This is a genomic window from Oceanispirochaeta crateris (assembly GCF_008329965.1).
GTDB classification, from domain to species: Bacteria; Spirochaetota; Spirochaetia; order DSM-2461; family DSM-2461; genus Oceanispirochaeta; species Oceanispirochaeta crateris.
The window spans coordinates 698,063-720,170 of sequence record NZ_CP036150.1; the positions used below are offsets into that span (position 1 = coordinate 698,063).

At 46.2% G+C, this 22,108-nt stretch carries 16 protein-coding genes; 7 read left to right on the forward strand and 9 right to left on the reverse strand.

The features are described from left to right. Positions 1 to 7 precede the first annotated feature (7 nt). Complete coding sequence (locus EXM22_RS03185) at positions 8 to 1,558, reverse strand: NAD(P)/FAD-dependent oxidoreductase (protein ID WP_149485119.1); 1,551 nt, start codon at positions 1,556 to 1,558, stop codon at positions 8 to 10. A gap of 136 nt (positions 1,559 to 1,694) precedes the next feature. Between EXM22_RS03185 and topA the strand changes: the two genes are divergently transcribed. From topA to EXM22_RS03200, 3 genes are all read left to right on the forward strand, one after another. After that, positions 1,695 to 4,073, forward strand: a complete 2,379-nt coding sequence (topA, locus tag EXM22_RS03190; protein WP_149485120.1) for a type I DNA topoisomerase — start codon at positions 1,695 to 1,697, stop codon at positions 4,071 to 4,073. A 187-nt stretch (positions 4,074 to 4,260) separates the two neighbouring features. Continuing rightward, positions 4,261 to 6,489, forward strand: a complete 2,229-nt coding sequence (ftsH, locus tag EXM22_RS03195; protein ID WP_149485121.1) for an ATP-dependent zinc metalloprotease FtsH — start codon at positions 4,261 to 4,263, stop codon at positions 6,487 to 6,489. Positions 6,490 to 6,623: 134 nt separating this feature from the next. Further along, positions 6,624 to 8,057: a sodium/glutamate symporter family protein gene (locus tag EXM22_RS03200; RefSeq protein WP_210411543.1), complete on the forward strand. Its 1,434-nt coding sequence runs from the start codon at positions 6,624 to 6,626 to the stop codon at positions 8,055 to 8,057. A 45-nt stretch (positions 8,058 to 8,102) separates the two neighbouring features. On the opposite strand, the gene hflC is transcribed toward EXM22_RS03200, so the two are convergent. Further along, a complete protein-coding gene (hflC, locus tag EXM22_RS03205) occupies positions 8,103 to 9,086 on the reverse strand; it encodes a protease modulator HflC (protein ID WP_149485122.1) in 984 nt (327 codons plus the stop codon). After that, positions 9,083 to 10,072, reverse strand: a complete 990-nt coding sequence (gene hflK / locus EXM22_RS03210; RefSeq protein WP_149485123.1) for an FtsH protease activity modulator HflK — start codon at positions 10,070 to 10,072, stop codon at positions 9,083 to 9,085. The genes hflC and hflK overlap by 4 nt, the downstream gene beginning before the upstream one ends. Positions 10,073 to 10,288: 216 nt before the next feature. Between hflK and metG the strand changes: the two genes are divergently transcribed. From metG to EXM22_RS18470, 4 genes are all read left to right on the forward strand, one after another. Next, on the forward strand, positions 10,289 to 12,451 hold the full coding sequence (gene metG, locus EXM22_RS03215) for a methionine--tRNA ligase (protein WP_149485124.1): 2,163 nt from the start codon (positions 10,289 to 10,291) through the stop codon (positions 12,449 to 12,451). Positions 12,452 to 12,454: 3 nt separating this feature from the next. Beyond that, on the forward strand, positions 12,455 to 13,483 hold the full coding sequence (locus tag EXM22_RS03220) for a lipid II:glycine glycyltransferase FemX (protein ID WP_149485125.1): 1,029 nt from the start codon (positions 12,455 to 12,457) through the stop codon (positions 13,481 to 13,483). A 178-nt stretch (positions 13,484 to 13,661) separates the two neighbouring features. Beyond that, complete coding sequence (locus EXM22_RS03225; protein ID WP_281289922.1) at positions 13,662 to 15,341, forward strand: formate--tetrahydrofolate ligase; 1,680 nt, start codon at positions 13,662 to 13,664, stop codon at positions 15,339 to 15,341. Beyond that, on the forward strand, positions 15,278 to 15,424 hold the full coding sequence (locus tag EXM22_RS18470) for a formate--tetrahydrofolate ligase (protein WP_281289923.1): 147 nt from the start codon (positions 15,278 to 15,280) through the stop codon (positions 15,422 to 15,424). The genes EXM22_RS03225 and EXM22_RS18470 overlap by 64 nt, the downstream gene beginning before the upstream one ends. Before the next feature lie 19 nt (positions 15,425 to 15,443). On the opposite strand, the gene EXM22_RS03230 is transcribed toward EXM22_RS18470, so the two are convergent. The 6 genes from EXM22_RS03230 to EXM22_RS03255 form a co-directional block, all read right to left on the reverse strand. Beyond that, on the reverse strand, positions 15,444 to 15,962 hold the full coding sequence (locus EXM22_RS03230) for a tRNA (cytidine(34)-2'-O)-methyltransferase (protein ID WP_149485126.1): 519 nt from the start codon (positions 15,960 to 15,962) through the stop codon (positions 15,444 to 15,446). 12 nt (positions 15,963 to 15,974) lie between these two features. Further along, positions 15,975 to 18,011, reverse strand: a complete 2,037-nt coding sequence (locus EXM22_RS03235) for a RelA/SpoT family protein (RefSeq protein WP_342780276.1) — start codon at positions 18,009 to 18,011, stop codon at positions 15,975 to 15,977. Further along, positions 18,008 to 18,856: a peptide chain release factor N(5)-glutamine methyltransferase gene (prmC, locus tag EXM22_RS03240; protein ID WP_149485127.1), complete on the reverse strand. Its 849-nt coding sequence runs from the start codon at positions 18,854 to 18,856 to the stop codon at positions 18,008 to 18,010. Before prmC ends, EXM22_RS03235 begins: the two co-directional genes overlap by 4 nt. After that, the gene (prfA, locus tag EXM22_RS03245; protein WP_149485128.1) at positions 18,853 to 19,923 is read right to left on the reverse strand and encodes a peptide chain release factor 1; all 1,071 of its coding nucleotides are present in this window, start codon (positions 19,921 to 19,923) and stop codon (positions 18,853 to 18,855) included. The genes prmC and prfA overlap by 4 nt, the downstream gene beginning before the upstream one ends. Positions 19,924 to 20,049: 126 nt before the next feature. Continuing rightward, positions 20,050 to 21,114, reverse strand: coding sequence for a GGDEF domain-containing protein (locus EXM22_RS03250; protein ID WP_149485129.1), 1,065 nt, complete (start codon positions 21,112 to 21,114; stop codon positions 20,050 to 20,052). A gap of 19 nt (positions 21,115 to 21,133) precedes the next feature. Next, the gene (locus EXM22_RS03255) at positions 21,134 to 22,099 is read right to left on the reverse strand and encodes a nitrilase-related carbon-nitrogen hydrolase (protein ID WP_149485130.1); all 966 of its coding nucleotides are present in this window, start codon (positions 22,097 to 22,099) and stop codon (positions 21,134 to 21,136) included. Positions 22,100 to 22,108 lie beyond the last annotated feature (9 nt).

Consider the following 22,108-nt stretch of genomic DNA (forward strand, 5'->3'; position numbering starts at 1 on the left):
ACCAGTTTTATTGGTATAGCAGGGCCAGTGCCTGAGCCGTTTTCAAGCCGTCCGATGCAGAACTAATAATGCCTCCTGACCATCCTGAGGCTTCTCCGCAGATATAGAGGTTTTCAAAACTCTCACAGAGCCCGCTTTTACCATCTCTTATGACCTGTATGGGAGAGGAGGTCTTGCTCTCGAGCCCCAATAGCTGCCCGTTTTCCCATCCGGGCATTCGGCGGCAGATATCCTTTAAGCCCTCCTGAAGAGAAGAAATGACGCTTTCGGGCAGGAGCCTTGTCAGGTCCGAAGGGGAGAGACCCGGTGCATAAGAGGAGGGGAGGATGGATCCTGTGGCCTTGGATGAGAGGAAATCGGCAATGGTCATAGAAGGGGCTCTGTAGTCTCCGGTTTCTCTGTAGAATTTTTGTTCCAGAGATTCTAGCCATTCCATACTTTCCAGAGCCGAGGGGGGCGTCTCTTTAATAAGAGCGGGGGATATCCCCGCTACGAGGGCCGCATTGGCAAAAAAGCCGTCTCTGTTGTAAAGGCTCATTCCGTTGACAATATTGCTCTCTTTAAAGGCTGCTGCAGGGACTATTTTTCCTCCTGGGCACATGCAAAAACTATACACAGGAAGTGTCCCCGCTCCTGATGTCAGTCTATATTCGGCGGCTTTAACGCCATCCAGGGATGGACATCCCCATTGAATTCTATTGATCATTTCCTGGGAGTGTTCCATCCGGAATCCCAAGGCAAAATTCTTAGCCCTGTAGGGAACTCCCCGACCTATGAGCATTCTGAATGTGTCCAGCGCGGAGTGGCCCGTTGCAAGAATGAAAAGATCAGCTTGAATTTCTCCCTGGCTGGTGATGACACTCTGCAGTCGGCCCTCTTTGGGCTGGATGTCTTCGAGGGTACAGTCAAAATGGATGGTTCCTCCCAGTTCCTGAAATTCATGCCTCATATTCTCAGCAATAGGAATCAGTTTATCACTGCCTATATGGGGGTGTGAAAGGTAGAGGATCTCCTCGGGAGCACCGTATCTTACAAACTCATGGAGGATGTAATGTCTCTCTTTTTTTATGTGTTTGCTCCTGGAAGTCAGCTTTCCGTCGGAAAATGTTCCGGCACCTCCCTCACCAAAACTGTAGTTGCTGTTTTCTGTGAATACAGAGGCCTCTTCAAGTTTTTCAATATCTTTTACCCTTTGCCGGACATCTTTTCCTCTTTCAAGCAAAGTGACCCTGAAACCGGCTCTTTGCAGGTACAGAGCCGAAAAGATACCCGCAGGTCCGGTTCCAACAATAATGACCTCTTTGGATACTGAAATCTTCGGAACCTTTAGAGTGCTTGTCTCTGGACTCAAAAACTTGGATTTTGACTCTCTAATCTCATTTGAATGGACTTTTAGGCGAATCAACCAATGAATTTTATCTTTTCTGCGGCTGTCAAGACTCTTCTTTAGGATGGTATATTCAAAGTTCTTAATCTTGAGAATTTCTTTGATATTCCTTTCGAGATCTTCCTTGTTATACTGACAGGATATCTTAATATCCAATTCTTTTTGACCCATGAATTCATCATAAATAACCCTTCGAGGGAGTACAAGCGGCTGGAAAGGTTTATTATAAGAACTTGACAATATACAATTCCTTGACTATTTATTTATCCAAGGTCTTGATTTTTTATATATTTTCCTGGAGGAACTTTTGGCAGCAACTAAAAAGCTTTTGATCGTGGAAAGCCCCGCAAAAGCAAAAACAATTAAAAAAATTCTCGGCAAAGATTTTACTGTCAAAGCCTCGGTGGGACATATCCGCGACCTGAACAGCAGTGGCCGCGGTAAGAAAGCTTTGGGAATTGATATAGAGCATGATTACAAGCCGGACTACATCATCATCAAGGGAAAGGAAAAAACTGTCCGGGAACTGCAAGAGGCGGCCGCAAAAGCGGATGAGGTCTATCTGGCTCCCGACCCAGACCGCGAGGGTGAAGCCATTGCCTGGCATCTAAAAGAAGCTCTCAATCTCAGTGATGAAAATGCTCACCGGGTGACCTATTCGGCTATCACTAAGCGGGCTGTACTTCAGGCTCTTGAAGAACCCCGCAAAATTGATATGGATAGAGTCAATGCCCAGCAGGGCAGGAGAATCCTGGATAGATTGGTGGGATTCAGTCTCTCCCCCTTCCTTTGGAAAAAAGTGGCCAAAAATCTCAGTGCAGGACGCGTTCAGTCCGTAGCCGTTCGCATCGTTGTAGAACGGGAGAGAGAGATCAAGGCCTTCATACCCGAAGAATTCTGGAGAATCAAAGCCCTCGTTTCTCCGCCTGAAGCAAAAAAAGATCAATTTGAAGCCTCCCTCGTTCGCTGGCAGGGAGAAAAATTCGAACTGGGTAAACCCGCAGCTTCCTCAGAAGCTGCCTCGGCGGTGGTTGCAGACCATGTGAAAAATCACCCTTTTAAGATTCGTAAAATTGAGACCAGGGAAGCCAAAGGCCGGCCCAGTCCTCCTTATATCACCTCCACCCTGCAGCAGGGGGCCAGTACCTATCTGAGTTTCGGTACAACCAAGACTATGTCTGTGGCACAGAAGCTCTACGAAGGTATGGAGATTGACGGCACCACTCAGGGTCTGATTACTTACATGAGAACGGACTCAACCCGGATTGCTCCCGAGGCTCTGGAAGAGGTGAGAGAGTATATCTCCAAGAATTTTGACCCTGAATATCTTCCTGAGAAGCCTCAGGAATATTCGACTAAAAAGAACGCCCAGGATGCTCATGAAGCGATCCGTCCCAGTTCTGTAGAACTGACCCCCGAAAAGGTAAAACCCTTTCTGACACGGGACCAGTACAGGCTATATGAGCTGATATGGCGGCGCTTTGTTGCATCACAGATGCCACCTGCCCGTTATGACATCACAACGGTGACCATCGAGTCGGGAGACGCCGAGCTGGAAGCCAAAGGCCGTATCGTCCGGTTTAAGGGGCACAGCATCCTGATTCCCGAGAGCGAAAAGAAAGAAGACAGCAAATATCAGAATCTTCCCGATGTGAAAGAACAGGATCTTTTGGACCTCGATGATTTGGATGTGACTCAGAATTTTACCAAACCACCTTCCCGTTATTCCGAGGCCAGTCTGGTCAAGGCTCTTGAAAAAGAAGGCATTGGCCGTCCATCTACCTATGCTCCTATCATAAAAACAATCAATGACAGAGGATATGTCCGACTGGAGAGCCGGGCGTTCCATGCCACCGAGCTTGGTATGGCCGTTAATGATATTCTGATTCAGAATTTTGAAGACATCATGGATCTGAAGTTCACCGCCGGGATGGAAGACTCTCTGGATGAGGTGGAGCAGGGGCATAAAGACTGGGTTGCCCTGATCGATCAGTTCTATAAACCCTTTGATCAGAAACTGGAAAAGGCACTCAAGGATGCGGAGGCTCTTAAGGGTCGTCCCTGGGACGGAGATGAAAAATGCCCCCTTTGCGGCAGCTCCCTGGTTGTCCGCTATTCCGTAAATGGTGCCTTTTTGGGTTGTTCCACCTATCCTGAATGCAAGGGGCTCATCCCCATGCCAGGAGAAGACGAAGGTGATGAAAATGGAGAACCAGCAGAGATCATTCCCTGCCCCGAATGCGGCAGCAATATGGTTAAGAAAAAGTCCCGGTACGGTAAGGAGTTTATGGCCTGTTCCCGTTACCCAGAGTGTAAGACCACCCTTTCTCTGGACAAAGAGGGGAAACCTGTAGAACTGCCTAAAATTGAACGGGACTGTGATGAATGCGGTAAGCCTATGGAAGTGAAAATGGGTCGTAGAGGACCATTTTTGGCCTGTTCTGGATATCCGGACTGTAAAAACACAATGCCCATAGACAAAGACGGCAACGTGGTTATTCTCCCAAAGGTTGAGGGGGAAGTCTGCGAAAAGTGTGGAAAACCCATGGAAGTTAAACTGGGCCGTCGTGGACCCTTCCTGGCTTGTACCGGGTTTCCGAAATGCAGGAATGCCAAACCCCTTCCCGGAGATGAAAAACCAGCGAAGAAAAAAAAAGAAGCTGATAAAGAAAGTGATAAAGAGTAGGTCTTTAAGCTTTTAAAATGAACATTATGAGAATCCTGTTGCGTCCCGGAAGGGATTATACAGGATTTTTTTTAGCTTTACTTCCCCCGGGAGATTCCTTATTTTAATACTAATGGTTTTAAATGACCTTTTCGGTGCAAAATGACCATAAGCCTGAATCTGAGAAAAGGTCAGGCAGGAGTAGCAGATGAGTAACGAACAAGATGATAATAAACTGAATGCCAACGGCAAACGGGATAATAATGATGACTGGAAGCAGAAGCTCCGGGATGAATTAAAACCCGAGAATATGGAAAAAAGAGTGCAGAAATTCAAGAACGGAAAATACAAGTTTTCCTTCTGGTACTTTCTGCTGGTGATCGTCGTGCTGGCAATTCTGAACTTTATGTTTCTGAAAACCCCTGACGAAGTCATTGAATTTTCAACTTTTAAAGAAAAGGTCGAAACAGGAGACATTAAGAGAGTCAAAATCACTCCTTCCTATTATTATGGAATGACCTATACCTCCAGAGAGTATGCCACACAGATGGTGGATACCCTCACGCAGAGACTCTCTGGCAATACAGCTTCCTCCGAACAGGGAAGCGTCTTCAAGACTGTACCCATCAATGACCCCACATTTGTGCCCCTTTTGGAGAGCATGGACGTTGAGTTCTATGCGGAACAGGAAAAAAGAAATTATTTTGTAGAAATCCTTTTAAGCTGGGTGGTTCCACTCCTCTTTCTATTTTTTATCTGGAGAATGATCTTCAAAAAAATGGGAAACATGGGCGGTGGTTCCAATGTTATGAGTTTTGGTCAGAATAATTCAAAAATTGTGGCCGAAGAAGATCTTCATACACGCTTCAAGGATGTGGCTGGTTGCGAAGAGTCAAAAGATGAGTTAGTGGAAGTTGTTGATTTCCTGAAGACTCCTGACAAATATACGGCCATCGGTGGAAAAATTCCCAAGGGAGTTCTTCTTGTAGGACCTCCTGGAACAGGTAAGACTCTTATGGCCCGTGCCGTGGCCGGTGAAGCCGGGGTGACATTTTTCCGCATGAGTGGTGCCGACTTCGTAGAAATGTTTGTTGGTGTGGGAGCAGCCCGTGTGCGGGACCTCTTCAAACAAGCCCGTGAGAAGGCCCCTTGTATCATCTTTATTGATGAGCTGGATGCGATAGGAAAGAGCCGTGCTGGTGCTATGAGCACTAATGACGAGCGGGAGCAGACCCTGAATCAGCTGCTTGTAGAAATGGATGGATTTGATTCCACATCGGGAGTCATTATACTGGCAGCGACAAATAGACCAGAGGTTCTAGACCCGGCTCTCCTCCGTCCGGGACGTTTTGACAGACAGGTCTTAGTCGACAAGCCTGACCTGCTGGGACGGGAAGCCATACTTAAGATACATTCAGCAGGCGTTACATTGGACCCTGAAGTTAATTTGAAGAATGTGGCCAAGTCAACACCTGGTTTTGTGGGTGCAGATCTTGCCAATATCATCAATGAAGCTGCTTTGCTGGCCGTTCGTGGTGGAAGGAAGTCTGTTTCTCCCCATGACCTTGATGAAGCCATTGAAAAGACAATCGCCGGTCTTGAAAAGAAGAACCGGCTCATCAATCCCCGGGAGCGGGAAATTGTGGCATACCATGAAACAGGACACGCCCTGGTGGCTGCTTTTACACCCGATGCCGATCCTGTTCAGAAGATTTCTATCGTTCCACGTGGGATGGGTGCCTTGGGTTATACCCTTCAGACACCTACTGAAGACCGTTTCCTCATGACACAGGATGAACTCATTGGAAGAATCGATATTCTCCTTGGAGGCCGGGCTGCCGAAGAGATTGTGTTCAAGAAGATTTCAACCGGTGCCTCCAACGATATTATGAAGAGTACGGATATTGCCCGTAATATGATTACCGAATATGGAATGAGTGAACGATTTAAAAATATGGCCCTCACCAAGAGGAATGGAGGTTATCTTGAAGGCGGAGGATCTCAGAAAGAGTATTCTGAGCAGACTCAGCAGTATATTGATGAAGAAATTTCCAAACTGATGGACCAGCGATATAAAGTGGTTGTCAATCTCTTGACTAAACACAGAGATCTTCTTGAAAAGGTGACAGATCACCTCATGGAAGAAGAGGTCATCACAACCGAAGAATTCCTCGAGATTATCAAGGCCGATGAAAATGGTGTTACCGAACTCGAACTAAGGAAGAAGCGGGACATGAAGGTCACAGAACGGGCTGCCACCACGGGGCAGAAGAGGAATGATGCCATTATCGCCCGGAACAAGGCGAGGGAATTGGCTGAAAGCAACGAACCTCCCCAGGTGAATCCCGACCATAAGACAGAATCTCCCTTCACCCGTGAAGTCCCTCTGTCAATGGAAGGTGAGGATCAGAAAGAGATCCCCGATGACAAGTCCTGATCTGAATTGATAATCTGATTTTGACAAAGATGGCCGCAGAATCCGTAAAAGGAATTTGCGGCCTTTTTTTGACAAAAATGCCCTTCCTGTAGTAGATTGAATTTGTAGCTCGTTATCGGCCACAGGAGGCAAACGTGAATTTTCATTGGACTTTTATTATTGATCTCGGAATTATCTCCATCGCCTTGTTAGCAGGAACTCTGATTCGGTCGAAGGTTAAGTTTTTTCAGAATTATCTCATACCCAACTCATTAACAGCTGGTTTCATACTTCTGATTTTCTACAATTGGATAGGTCCTCTTTGGGGTTGGACCACAGGTTCCCTGGAAAACATGGTATTTCATTTTCTGAATATTTCATTCATTGCCATGATCCTCCGGGTGGGGAAGAAGGTCGAGTCCAATAAAAAAGCCGTCTTTTCTATGGCTACGTCCCTCGTCGCGCAATACGGACTGCAGTGTTTTGTTGGAACGATTCTGACTCTTATCATGATTCATACATTTTTACCCGCTCTTTTCCCGGGATTCGGACTCTTTGCCACCCTCGGTTTCTCCCTGGGGCCCGGCCAGGCCTTCGCCATTGGCAGTGGATGGGAAAGTATGGGTTTTGATGGCTTGGCCTCGGTAGGATTGACCTTTGGAGCCCTGGGATTCTTGCTGGCTTGCTTTGGAGGTATATTTCTTATCAATTTCGGTTTACGGAAAAAATGGATTTATCCCGAGCAGATGTCTGGCCTTGACAAGGTCAGCGTTCGTGCCGGTGTGGTTCGAAGAGGGGAAGATATGCCTGGAGAAGAGGTGAAGAACAGAACCTCAACCGAAGCCATCGATCCCTTATCATTCAATGCAGCCATGATTTTAGGGACCTATCTCCTGAGTTATCTGTTGCTTCGTTTATTGAATTGGCTCTTAGCCTATGCCGGTCCCTTAGGAGCAGAGTTGGCTGTCAATCTTTGGGGCATCATGTTTATTTTCTCAGCAATAGTGGCCATGGTGGTTAAAAAGATTCTCGTTATATTGAATATGGAATACATTGTGGATGACCAGCGGCTTACAAGGGTCGCCGGATTCTCAGTCGACTTCATGGTAGCTGCATCTGTGGGTGCCATTTCCATTGCAGTTTTGAAAGATTATTGGCTGCCTATTCTGATCGTTGCGGGTATTAGTGGTTTAATCACTATCATCACCCACATCTGGCTCTCAAGCCGGATCTTTGAAGATCATAGCTTTTACCGAGCCATCTTGATTTATGGCTGTGTGACAGGGACGCTGCCTACAGGGCTGGCTCTTTTGAGGATCATTGATCCCGAGTTTGAAACGCCGGCATCAAAGGATTATATGTATGCTTCGGGAATGGTTTTTCTCATGGTCATTCCTATTATCGTTACGGCCAACATGCCTGCCTATGGAGCTCTTAAGGGTTCCTTGGTACAAACCTACATTGTTTTGGGAATCTATGCTTTTTATGTCGTTTTATGTTTCATCCTCTATCTGGTTTTATCAGGAAAAAACAGGTTTAACAGACCAGCCGATCTTTGGCTACCTCAAAAGCATTTGAAAGTGAAATAAAAAACCGGGGTTAAAGCCCCGGTTTTTTTATTTGAAATCAGATCTTTATCTGCCTTCGGAATTATAGAGATACCGGAAATAATCCATATCAGTTGTCAATGTTTTATTCAAAGAGGGCAGGGTAGTTTTGTAGGATTCCATAGATTTCCAAAAGTTATAGAAATCAGGATCACGGCCAAACACATCTCCATAGATCTGAGTTGACTGTGCGTCCGCACGCCCTTTGATTTCCTCTGACTTGGCATAAGCGCCAGAGATGATGGACTTCTGCTCTCTTTCAAGTTTACCCATCCATTCGGCTTTCTGCCCCTCTCCGTAAGAACGGTAGGCCTGGGCAATCTGGTTACGCTCGGTGATCATTCTGGCATAGACTGATTGGGTCAGATCGTCTGAGTAACGGATCTGACGGATGACGACATCAATCAATTCAATCCCGTACTGGGGTGTTAAAATCTTGGCTCTTGTCAGGATCTGATCGGAAATCATTTTACGTCCCATCTTGATGCTGGGAAAGTTATTCCCAGTGGTAAAAGAGAAACTGGGACCGTTACCCTCATCATCTGTGATTTTCTGGGCCTCCTGGTTTTCTTCCGAAACAGTCCTGATCTTATCTGTGCTTCGAACCGATTCTGCCAAAGGGTTCTGGGCGATGATGGTTCTAACCGCCGAGTCAATGACGTCATCCAGTCTGGCATAGGCCTGATTCATGGTGGACACTGATTCATAGAATTTGGCTGGATCACTGATGATCCACCGGGCAGTGGTATCCACCCAGATAAACTGGTTTTCAGAGGTGGGAAGTCTTTGGGGCTCTCCATCCCAGATCAAAATTTTCTTGGAATACCGGGACACATTGTCCACGAAGGGCACCCTGAATTTCAATCCCGCATCTGTTTCGGCTTTTACAATCTTACCGAAGCGGGTCACGATGGCCTGTTCGCCCTCGGTTACAATATAAAAAGGACCGAGAAAGGCAACGAGGACAAAGGCTACTAATATGATGAATAATACTTTTAATGAATTGTTCACTGTTCTCCTCCTGTTACTCCGCCCACGGCTTTGAAGGGGACAAAGTTTTTAAGGTTCTTATCTACAATATCCACAGGAGTTCCTAATCCGAAGACTTCTTCTATCATTTCATAGTAGAGTCTATCTCTGGTGATAGATGGATTCTTCTCATACTCTGTCAATACAGCAGCAAATCTGGCTGTGTCACCAGTGGCTTCATTTACCCGTTCGGTCGCATAACCTTCGGCGATCTGAATAAGCTGCTGAGCCTGACCTGTGGCCTTGGGAATCTCTTTGTTGTAGGCTTCTTTTCCTTCGTTTATAAGTCTGTTCATATCCTGAATTGCCTTATTGACATCTTCAAAGGCATCCTGAACTTCTCCCACGGGAGGAACGATATTCTGAAGTTTAACAGTGGTTACCTGGATACCCATTCCATAATCGTCCATGATTTCCTGGAGCATTAAGGCGCTTTGGTCTTCTATGTTGGTTCTTTCGGCACCGATAACATTTAAAATGGCTCTGTCACCCACCAGTTGGTTGACCACAGACTGGGATACATCCCTTATGGTTTTTTCTTTGTTGTTCACATTGAACAACCAGGCTTCAGGGTCCACAATGCGGTACTGGATGATCCAGGAAACATCTACGATGTTCAGGTCACCGGTGAGCATGAGGGATTCATTGGAGTAATCTTTTTGGGAATACACCGAATTGGCTCCGGCAGCATCGGTTCTGAATCCGAACTGCATTGTCTGAATAACCTTGGTAGGTACTTTATAGACACGTTCTATACCCAGTGGGATTTTATACTGCAAGCCGGCACCGGTTGTACGGGTGTAATGGCCGAGGGTGAGGACAACGGCTTCTTCGGTCTGGTCAACCACATAAACACCACTCATTATACTGAATGCTGCGATGACAACGATCAATATGGTCCAGATGAACTTTGGTTTCATCGGCAGGTTAATCTTTCCTTTTTCAGGAGAGACATCTCTTTCAGGCATGGCAAGGCTCCTTTTATCAATTTGCAGAGTTAAATTTTTTTTTAATAATCAAACCCTGACTTTAAAGGTATATAACCTGACTTCACAGGTCAAGGGGAATCGTCTGTTCTCACAAGGACTTACCTCAAAGCACGGCATTGACAATTCCCGCCTCCCTTTTTATGATAATCCGATTGTAACACTCCAATTAAATCCAGATATCAGCGAGGCTTGGCCGTGAAAAGAAGACTAATCACTTCAGCACTACCCTATGTAAATAATATTCCCCACCTGGGAAATCTCATACAGGTTCTCTCGGCGGACGTTTTTGCCCGTTTTTGCCGTCAGTATGGCTACGAGACCCTCTATGTTTGCGGTACCGATGAATATGGTACTGCCACCGAAACCAAAGCCCTGGAAGAGGGGGTAACCCCCAGGGAACTCTGTGACCGATTTCATAAAATTCATGCAGACATATATAAATGGTTCAATATCGACTTTGATTATTTTGGCAGAACCTCCACTCCGGAGCAAACCGAGATTGTGCAGGGTCTGTTTAAAAAAATAGACGAAGCTGGTCTCATTAACGAAAAAACGATTGAACAACTCTACTGTAACAGCTGTAAGCGTTTTCTAGCCGACCGTTACGTACATGGGACCTGTCCTCATTGTGATTCGACTAACGCCCGGGGAGATCAGTGTGAAGACTGCGGAAAGCTCTTGGAGCCCACCGAGCTGGTAGCCCCCCGCTGTGGAACCTGTGGCGCGACTCCCGAAGTGAAGAGCACGGCTCATCTTTATATCGACCTGCCTGCGGTTCTTCCCAAACTGGAAGCCTGGATGGAAGAAGCCTCCGTGGATGGGTTTTGGGCCCGTAATGCCATACAAATGACAAAAAGCTGGATCCGTGACGGGCTCAAGGAAAGGGCCATCACCAGGGATCTGAAGTGGGGAATTCCCGTTCCCAAAGAGGGTTTTGAGAACAAGGTTTTTTATGTCTGGTTTGATGCTCCCATCGGTTATATTTCCATCTCAGCCTGCCATACACCCCAATGGAAGTCCTGGTGGCAAAATCCGGAAAATGTAAAACTCTTTCAATTTATCGGAAAGGATAATATCCCTTTTCATACGGTCATATTCCCCTCAACATTGCTAGGCTCCGGTGAAAACTGGACCATGCTTCATCACATGTCATCCAGTGAATATCTGAATTATGAGAATACTAAATTTTCCAAGAGTAAGGGGATCGGTGTCTTTGGAAATGACTGTCAGGATACAGGGATTCCTGCCGATGTCTGGCGATTCTACATTTTTTATAACAGACCTGAAAAATCGGATACCCAGTTCACATGGAAGGATTTTCAGGAAAAAGTCAATTCTGAACTCATTGGTAACCTGGGGAATCTGATCAACAGGACTTTGACATTCACAAACAGGTTTTTTGAAGGGAAAATACCCCAGGGAACTGTGGATGAAGCCTTCTGGAAAGAGGTCAAAGAGAGGGAAGCTATCATCACAGATAAGCTGAATAGGGCGGAACTCCGTGACGCCTTTAAGGAAATCCTTCAATTGTCCAGTCTGGGGAACAAGGCTTTTCAGGAAGGTGAGCCCTGGAGAACCAGGAAAGATGATCCGGAAGCCGCCGCCAGTCTCCTTATGAACCTCCTCTACCTTGTCCGTGATTTGGCAATTCTTGTGCATCCCTATCTTCCTGAAACATCGGACCGTATTGCGGAACAGCTGGGACTCAAAGATCTAAAATGGGAAAATCTCTGTGAAATGAAGGGAATTGACTCCATTGGTGATCCGGAAATTCTGTTTCAAAAAATGGAAGATGATTTTGTAGATGCCCAAATCCTTCGTTTTGCCGGGAGTCAGGCCGATAGAGCCGCTGCAGATGAAGAAGACAGCATCGAATCAAAGTTCAGAACCACCATCGACCTCAGGGTCGCTAAAATTATCAAGGCGGAACAGCATCCAGATGCAGAGAAACTCTACGTGATAACCCTGGATGCAGGGGAAGCAGAGAATAGAACCATCTGTTCCGGCCTGGTAGGACATTACAGCATCGATGAACTTACGGGTAAGAATATTATTCTCGCCTTCAATTTGAAGCCAGCCAAGCTACGGGGTATAAAGAGTAATGGAATGCTTCTGGCTGCTGAGAATAAGGATCATATGGAAGTGTTATTCCCTGCCCAAGGACAGCCTGGAGACAGGGTCCTTCTTGCAGGAGATTCTGAGAATATGGCCGCTCCTTCCCAGAAGATCAAGATCGATCGATTTTTTGAGATTCCCATTCAGGTAAGCGATCATAAGGTTCAAGTTGGTGATACTGTTCTTCAAATTGGCGGTCAGCCGGTGAAAACCGAGAAGGTGATCGACGGAGAAGTAGGCTGATCCTTGCTTATTGCTGAGCGAATACCATTAGACGAACTGTCCTCCCGGGGAGAGTCCTCCTCATTCCTCCAGACAGCCTTCTGGGCCCGCCATAAGGAGCGCTTCGGCTGGAAATCCGAAGCCATCCGCTGGAAAAGAGAAGACCAGGAGGGAACCTTGTTGATTCTTCTCCGCACTTTGCCAGCCGGCCTAGTCTTGGCCTATGTTCCGGAAGGACCTGATTGGACAGCGGGCAAAGAAGATCGGGAAACCTTTCTTGTGGAGCTTTCTCAGGAGTTGAGAGGCATCCTGCCTCTGGGGTGTTTTTTTATTCGATATGACCTGCCCGAGTTCTCCGTTTTTGATGAACCGGCTCCTTCATTTAATACTGTTTTGAAGAAGGCCCCTTTGGACATTCAGCCTCCGGATACGGTGGTTTTGGATCTTTCCCAGGGGTATGAACCCCTTTTACGGGCAATGCGTAAGAAAACCAGGTACAACATTGGTCTGGCTGCAAAAAAGGGCGTCAGGATCGAAAAAGCACATCCTGACAGGCTCGATGACTGGTACTCCCTGTACCGCATAACAGCTCAGCGGGACAAGATCGGAATCCATCCCTTTGCTTACTATGAGAATTTGTTTTCACTTCTAAGTGAAAACAAGGAGTCCCGTTTAGAGCTTTTTCTTGCTTCCTTTGAAGAGGAACTCCTTGCTGGCATCATTGTTCTGTTTCATAAAAATGAGGCAACCTACCTCTATGGGGCCTCTTCCAATGAAAAAAGAAATCTCATGCCCGCCTATGCCCTCCAATCTTTTGCTTTGAAAGAAGCCGTTTCAAGGGGATGCACCACATATGATATGTTCGGTATTCCTCCCTCTAATGATCCGGATCATCCCATGGCCGGACTCTATCGTTTCAAGACGGGATTCGGAGGAGAAATCAGGCATAAACCCGGTGCCTGGGATTACCCATACAGCAGGCTGTTATACCTCGTATACCGGCTCCTGGAATCTATGAGAAAATTTTATCATAAACGATGGAAGAAGCGCTGAATTTAAAGTAGTTAGATCTATATGGTCATACCTGGGATATGAATCCAAAGGTCAGACCCTTTAAAAATTCTTGACTATTATTCATATATTCAGGTTATAATATTTTATGGTTTAAGGATGATTCTTCACCAAGGAAGGGTTGTCCTTTTTTAATACATATTAATCCAGGAGTGTTCACATGGCCGTAAACCGCGTCTCTCCCCCTCCCTCAGACCTCGATATCGCCCAGTCTGCAACAATTAAGCCCATCCTTCAGATTGCCGGAAAATACGGAATTTCCGATGACCTGATCATTCCTTATGGTAGGGAGAAGGGTAAAATCCGACTGGAGGCTCTTGAGTCCCTTAAAAAGACCCATGCCGGCAAATACATTGATGTTACGGCCATAACGCCGACCCCTCTGGGTGAAGGTAAAACAACGACAACCATAGGTTTGACAGAAGGATTGGCCTTTTTGGGACATAAGGCGGTTTGTGCGATTCGCCAGCCCTCCATGGGGCCTACATTCGGAATCAAGGGAGGAGCCGCAGGCGGCGGATACAGTCAGATTGTTCCCATGGAAGAGTTCAATCTGCACCTCACAGGGGATCTTCATGCCGTTTCTGCCGCGCATAACCTGGGAGCGGCTGCTCTGGATGCCAGAATCTATCATGAAAGTCGCTGGGGAGATGCTTTCCTGGCCAAACAGGGGCTGACCCGGCTCAATCCCGATCCCTATGCCATCTTATGGCGTCGTGTGGTGGATATGAATGATAGGGCCTTGAGGAACATCATGGTAGGAATGGGAGGCCTTGGAGATGGTCCCCTTAGACAGAGCGGTTTTGACATTACCGTAGCCAGTGAGTTGATGGCTATCTTGGCATTATCCACAAGTCTGAAGGATATGAGATTGAGGATTGGCCGGATGGTCATGGCTTTGGATAAGCAGGGAAAAGCTCTGACGGCCGAAGATTTTGGCGTGGCCGGGGCCATGACTGTGCTCCTTAAAGATGCTTTGATGCCTAATCTCATGCAAACCATGGAAGAGCAGGGTGCCCTCGTTCATACCGGTCCCTTTGCCAATATCGCCCACGGCAATTCCTCTGTTATTGCCGATAAAATGGGCATCCAAATGGCCGATTATCTTGTGACTGAATCGGGGTTCGGCTCCGATGTAGGCATGGAGAAATTTTTTCATATCAAATGCCGTACCAGTGGAATGCGTCCCGATGCCGTGGTCCTTGTCGCCACTGTCCGCGCCTTAAAAATGCACGGGGGCGGACCCAAGGTAACTCCCGGAAAAGATCTGGATCCCGTATACAAAGAGAAGAATTTAGAACTTCTGAGAAAGGGCTGTGCCAATATGGTCACCCACATCCAGACCGCAGGGAAATTCGCTGTTCCCGTGGTCGTCGCCATCAATGTCTTTCCGACGGATGATCCTGAAGAGTGGAAGATCATCAAAGAGGAAGCCCTTGCCGCCGGAGCTTCTGATGCCGTTATTTCCAGGCATTGGGAACTGGGAGGCGAAGGAGCCGCAGATTTAGCCGCCGCAGTCATTAAGGCGGCAGACTCGCCCTCGAAGTTTCGTTTCCTGTATGAATTGAACTCGTCTGTAAAAGAGAAAATTGAAGTTTTAGCTACTGAGGTTTATAAGGCTTCCAAGGTAGAATATTCACCAGAGGCGGAGAGGAAAATTAAGATTTACAGTGAAATGGGTCATGATCAACTACCTATCTGCATGGCTAAAACCCAATATTCCCTCTCTCATAATCCCCTCTGGAAAAATGTACCCCCCCGGGATATACCTTCCCGGTGGAGGATATCCGACTCAGCGCAGGGGCCGGATTTCTGTACCCCCTGGCAGGCAATATTATGACTATGCCCGGATTGGGAAGCAAACCGGCCTTTATGGGAATTGATATTGATACGGATACGGGAAAGGTGACCGGGCTCTTTTAAACAGGGTTCTAGAGGCTGATTAAGGGGATTCGTCCTGTCCGTCATCCCATGACTGATCGTGGAGTTCTCCCTCAAGGTCCATAGAGCGAAATCCCCGCTGTTTGAGAGCCTCATAGGTCACGATGGCAACTGCATTGGATAAATTCAAGGACCGGATATCGGGTTTCATAGGAATCCGGATGCAGTCATCCGGGTGTTTGACCAAAATGTCTTCCGGGATTCCTTTGGACTCTTTTCCGAAGATCAGATAGGCTCCTGAGGGGTAGCTTGTTTCGGCATAGGTTTTTCTGGCTTTTGTGGTGCAGAAAAAATAGGGGCCAACACTGTTCTGGTGGAAAAAATCATCCAAATTGGCGTAAACAAAGAGGGAGAGTTTTGACCAGTAATCGAGGCCTGCCCGACGGACTGCTTTTTCATCAATTGAAAATCCTAGAGGTTCTATGAGATGCAGGGCCGCACCGGTTGCAGCGCAGGTCCGGGCTATATTTCCAGTATTCTGTGGAATTTCCGGTTCGTGCAATACTATATTGAGGCTCATGGTCAACTCCTTTTAAAACTGCTTCACCTTTTGTATATTTAATACGGAAGGGATGGTTCTTATGCTCTTGGCGATCATTTTGTAATCATCCATCTTATTCATTTCTACGGTAAAATAGCCTTCCAGGTCTCCCCTGTCTGTCTCGCTGATACTGCCGGAGATGAGGTGACCGCTGTATTTTCGGATGGCTCCTTCTATCTCCGAGAAGAGATTGGCTGCGTACCGGGCGACGACCTTAAAACTCTGTGTGGCTTTGTCGGAGTAGTTTTCCCACTCCACATCAATTTTTCGTTCTTCAAAATCATTTATGCCCTTCAGGTTGTAACAATCTGCCTTATGAACAATGATGCCTCGACCCCTTGAGATGAATCCGATGATCTTGTCACCCGGTACCGGATTGCAGCAACCGGCCAAGTTGATCATGATATTCCGCTCTTTGTCTATGCTGACACCGATTTTACTGCTGTCAATCATCTTATTCTGAACGGGTTTCTCTTCCACAGGATTCTTGAGGGCCGTCGGAGTTGTGGTTTGTCGTTTCAGAGCCTTCTTGGCAACAATATGCCTGTCTATGACAATATCGTTGTCATGTTTATTCAACCAGTTCCTGGTTTTTGAGCGAGCTCTTGTCGTTTTGACAAAGCGAAGCCAGTTGAGATGAGGGTGTGCATTAGGAGAGGTTTGTACAGAGATTGTCTGTGTGTTTAAGAGCGGTTTATTCAGTGGGATGATGACATCATCCGCCTTGGCGCTCAGGCAGTGGTCTCCAATATCTGTATGAATATGATAGGCAAAGTCGATGGCTGTAGATCCAATGGGTAGTTCTACTGTATCACCGTTGGGTGTGAAGACGAAGATTGTATCCGTCAGAACATCCGCCTTGAGGCTGCTGAAAAAGTCACTGGTACCGTAATCTTCACTATTGATATCTCTGAGTTTTTTCAGGAGGTTTGTATTGTAGCTGTCCAGGTCGGCAGTATGTTTTCCTTCCTTGTAGGCCCAGTGTGCTGCGACGCCGTATTCGGCGGTATTATTCATTTTTTCCGTTCTGATTTGTATTTCCAGGGGTTTTCCCGATGACGTCATCACCGTGGTATGTAGACTCTTGTAGCCGTTCTCCTTGGGCATGGCAATGTAGTCTTTGAATCGTCCTGAAAGGGGTTTGAAGAGATGATGTACCAATCCTAGAAGGGCGTAGCATTGGGTTTGAGTCTTGCAGAGGATGCGAATTCCCAGGAAATCGTAAATTTCATGGAGCTCCTTCCCCTTGGTCTTCATCTTCAGGTAGATGGAATAAAAGTGTTTCGCCCTTGTTTTAATATTGATTTCAATATCTTCTTCGGCAGCAGCCTTTAAAATCTGTTCCTGTACGAGTTGAAGAAACTCGGCCCGTTCTCCCTTCTTCTGGCTGAGAAAGGTCTTTATTTCATCATACACATCGGGTCTCAGAAATTTGAGGGAGAGATCTTCCAGTTCTGTTTTAATGGAATAGATACCAAGCTTTCCGGCAAGAGGAGCATAGATATCCAAACACTCGCGGGCAATCCGTTTTTGCTTTTCCACGGGCATATACTGGAGGGTATTCATGTTGTGACGCTTATCCGCAAGTTTGATAAGAATGACCCGGATATCCTTATCCATAGCCAGTATCATCTTCCGGATTGTCTCTCTTTCCTGAACACTCTTGTTTTTGACATTCACAATGTTTATCTTGGTCACACCATTGACCAGATGATATACATCCATGCCGAATCGGTCTTTGATTTCCTGTCTTGTGACATCTGTATCTTCGAGGATGTCATGGAGGAGGCCGGCCTTGATGGCCGTTGCATCCAGCTGGAGACCCAGGAGTATTTTGGCAACATGGATGGGATGTATCACATAGGGTTCACCGCTGGCTCGTTTTTGGTGTTGATGCAGTTCTTGAGCCCACCGGCAGGCGCTTAGAATTTCCTGCTGTTCCTTTTCAGTGAAATGACTCAAATTTTTTAAAAAACCCTGAATAAGAAATTCTATCATATCAGGTGTGACAAGTTCACCTTCTATCACTTGAGGTTCCCCATTATGACTCTCTCATGGGAGGCCAGATCGCAAATCTTTTTTATATTTTCAAATCCTGCTTTTTTCATCAGTTGCTCCATTTCATCCATTTGCCGCGGATCAGCTTCAATCATAAGCATTCCACCCTCATTCAATAAAGGGGGAGCATCTTTTATGATGATCCTGATCAGATCCAATCCATCTTCGCCGCCGTCCAGAGCCAATGACGGCTCTTTCCAGTTCCGGTTTATTCTCTCATCTGTTTCCTGTGAGGTCAGATAGGGAGGATTGCTAACAATGAGGTCCAAGGGAGGGCCTATGTCTTCCAATAGGGAAGAGAGAGTGAACTTTACATCCTTATTTTCAAGATTTTTTCTGTTCAATTCAAAAACTTTTTCCGAGACTGGGGATAAATCTGACGCGCTGACCTGTAGATCAGGATTTTCCAGTTTCAGAGTCAGGGCAATGCAGCCGCTTCCGGTGCAAAGGTCATGGACACGTTTATAAGCTCTGTCATGAACTTGTTTCAATGCTTCTTCTATGAGGATTTCTGTATCGGGCCGTGGACAGAGAATTCCAGGAGTCACATGAAAGTCCCGTCCGAAAAACTCTTTTATCCCCGTCAAATAGGCCACGGGATAACCTTCAGCCCTTTTTTCTATGAGGGACATGTAGGAGGAATAGACCTCGAGTTCAATCGAATCGGGGTAGGAGGCCATAATCTTTTCCCGGCTTTGTTTCGTGACGCAGCCCAATAGAAGAGTGGCATCGAGCCAGGGAGATTCAGATTCTATCAGCCTCTGAGAGCCTTCTTGCAGCGCGTCCCGGATGATTATATTCTGCGTGCTTGTCATCCTGCCTCGTTTTTTAACGCCTCTTCCTGAGCACTCATCTTCAAGGCATTGAAGATTTCGGAGAAATCTCCCTGCATAACCGCATCCAGTTTGTAGAGGGTCAGATTGATTCTATGGTCAGTCATTCTATTTTGAGGAAAGTTATAGGTTCTGATGCGCTCAGAGCGGTCACCCGAACCTACCTGGCTCTTCCGGGCTTCGGCTCTTTCAGAATTCTTTTTGGCTTCTTCTGCTTCGAGCAGACGGGACCTGAGGACCCTCAGTGCCTTGGCTTTATTTTTGATTTGGGATTTCTCATCCTGACAGATGACCACAACTCCTGTAGGTAAGTGAGTAATTCTCACAGCTGAGTCTGTCGTGTTAACACTCTGCCCTCCAGGGCCTGAGGATCGGAAAACATCGACTTTAAGATCTTCCGTCTTGATATCCAGATCTGTTTCTTCTGCTTCTGGAAGCACCGCCACGGTAATTGCAGAGGTGTGGATACGACCTCCTGATTCGGTGGTCGGGACCCTCTGGACGCGGTGAACACCCGATTCATAGCGGAGGTCCGCATAGACGCTCTTCCCGCTGATGGAACAGACCACTTCTTTGAACCCGCCAAGTTCTATTTCGTTGGAGGACATTATTTCTACTTTCCATCCCTGGTTTTCCGCATAACGGGAGTAGGCACGATAGAGATCGGCCGCAAAAAGAGCAGCTTCATCGCCACCCGTACCTGCCCGGATTTCCATAATTATATTTTTTCCATCCAGAGGATCTTTGGGGACCATGAGCAAACGGATTTTTTCCGCCATCTTTTCAGACTCTTCTTCCAGGCTTTCAATTTCATCTCTGGCCATCTCTTTCATTTCAGGATCTTTTTCGGCGTTGAGCATCTCTCTGGCCTCTGCCAGGGAGGAAATTAGCTCAGTATAGGTATTTCCCGCTTCCATAATCTCCGACAGATGAGTGTAGTCCTGCATGACAGATATATATTTTTTCTGATCTTTCACCAATTCGGGATCAGAGATCAGTTTTGTCAATTCATTGTAGCGGCCTTTCAGCCCTTCTAGTTTCTTTAGCATTTACTCTCCCTACTGTACAAGTCGATCCTATCGGAAATATAATCTCTTATATCAGTGCAATTCCTCTTTATATCAAAAATAAGCTCTATTCGCAAGTAATGGATCGGACCGGTGTTCCCGAAAAGTTCAGCCCTCTCCATGGTAAATACATACTCTGTTTCTTCCCTCTGCTTTGGCATTATAAAGGGCAATATCAGCTTTTTTTACGAGCTCTTCAGGATTTTTTTCTCCTTCGTATTCGGCTATGCTAATACTGACTGTCAATCTTAGACCACCTGGCCAATCCTCATACTCTTCTATTTTATTTCTCATCCTTTCGGCTACAATAAAAGCTTCTTTTAAACACAGATCATCCAGATAACAAATGAATTCTTCTCCCCCATATCGGGCAAAAATATCGGCTCCCCGTATCATTTCAGTGCAAATTCTGCTGAGTTGAATCAAGACCAAATCTCCAACATCATGGCCTTTGCTGTCGTTGACTTTCTTAAAAAAATCAAGATCCAGCATGAGAAGACAAATCGTTTTATCCCTGTGACGGGCCAGACTGAAAAAATGCCTGCTCAAGGTTTCGTTAAAATAGAGCCGGTTAGGGATGGCGGTGAGTGGATCATGACGGGCTTCGTGGCTCGCCGTTTCTCTGGACTTTATAAGGCGCTTTTCAAGTTGTTTTGATTCTGTGGTATCCGTTATTGTAACTGAAATACCACGGATGCCCCTTAGGGGATACAGGTTTTGCATCACAAGTTGATAATAACGTTCCTGTTCCAGCTGGAGAGATGTGAGATCCAGTTTCATGTTTTGCTCCGGATTCAAGGCCGTAACCGTTTGAAGGCTTTGCTCCAGTTCCCAGTGGTTTTCCTTTTCAAAGAAATCAAAGAGTGAATCTTCCCAGAACACTCCTGTAATACACTCTTTAATGGCTCCTTTTGTATTGCAGATCAGGATGGTTTCATTGGAATTCTGAAGAAGCCTTTTAAAACGTTTCCGGCTTTCGAATTTGGTACTTAGAATCCAGAGGATGAGGACGGTTGTTGTGATAAACAATATAAATAAATATGCGACCAAATGATCTGAAGCAAGGGATTTATTTCTTAAAACTGATTGAGTTTCATCACCATACAAGGCTGATCCTGATGCTAAAGAGATGAGAAATATAACAATCCTCCTGAACCGTGATTGATCCGGCATTAGTCCTCCGGGTTCAGTTTCAGGGGAGCTTCGTTCTTAAAATTTCAAAGGAATCTGAGACATCACTGATATCCCTGTAACTGACCTTACCCTTATGATTATAAAGTATACTGGACTCACCTTCCCATAATAAATCAAGAAAATTACCTGTCAGGCAGGCGGTGATGCCGTAGGGGATGTCCGTATTTCCCAAGCGAGCGGGGAGGGCTCGGGTGAAGAGGCTTTTTTGATCCTCCGTGTAAGCCACTCCGTTTGCCTTGATATCTACCCATAGATCTCCTTCCGTATAGAGTGTTTCCCAGTCATTGAGAAAAGTATCCCTGCAGATGGTGAGTCTTATGAGGTGATTTTTGACGGTGAACCCAGGAGTTTTGAAAATATTTCCTGGTCTAAGATCCAGAATTTCTTCTTCAAACTCGGTGAGAAAATATTTGTCTTGTCTGTAAAAGACCTCTCCCTGAGGGTTGTAAACCACAGCCTGATTCACAAGGCCGCCCCGGGAGGCGCTGTAGTTTAACCTTGTGCCGCTGAGTATGTAGACTCCGTATCGTGAGGCTAAGTCACCCCATAGCTTGTTTAGAAACGCGTCGTTTCGTTCCGATTCTCTTAAAAACAAGTCATTGAGGCTGCTGATCTCGGGATGATCCTGTCTGATGGTAGCCCAAACCTCTTCAAAGGGTGAATCAGAATCCAGGTAGGAATCCCAGGGAATAAGAGATGAAAAAACACCTATGTATTCGGGAAATATGACAAGATCTGCAGAACCGCCGGACATCGCTTTTTCCATGGCCTCTTCCATGGCCATTCTGTAAGCCTCTTCGGAATCGCTGATATGGTCGTTCATTTCAAATTGTACAATTACCGTATGCAGTTCTTCGAAAGGGGTCATAGCAGTTAGGGACATCATTGGAAAAATCAGAAGAATAATCATATAAAAAAATACCTTCCCTCCGAGAAGGGAAGTTCCGCATGAGTTGTAATTCATATATCTCCC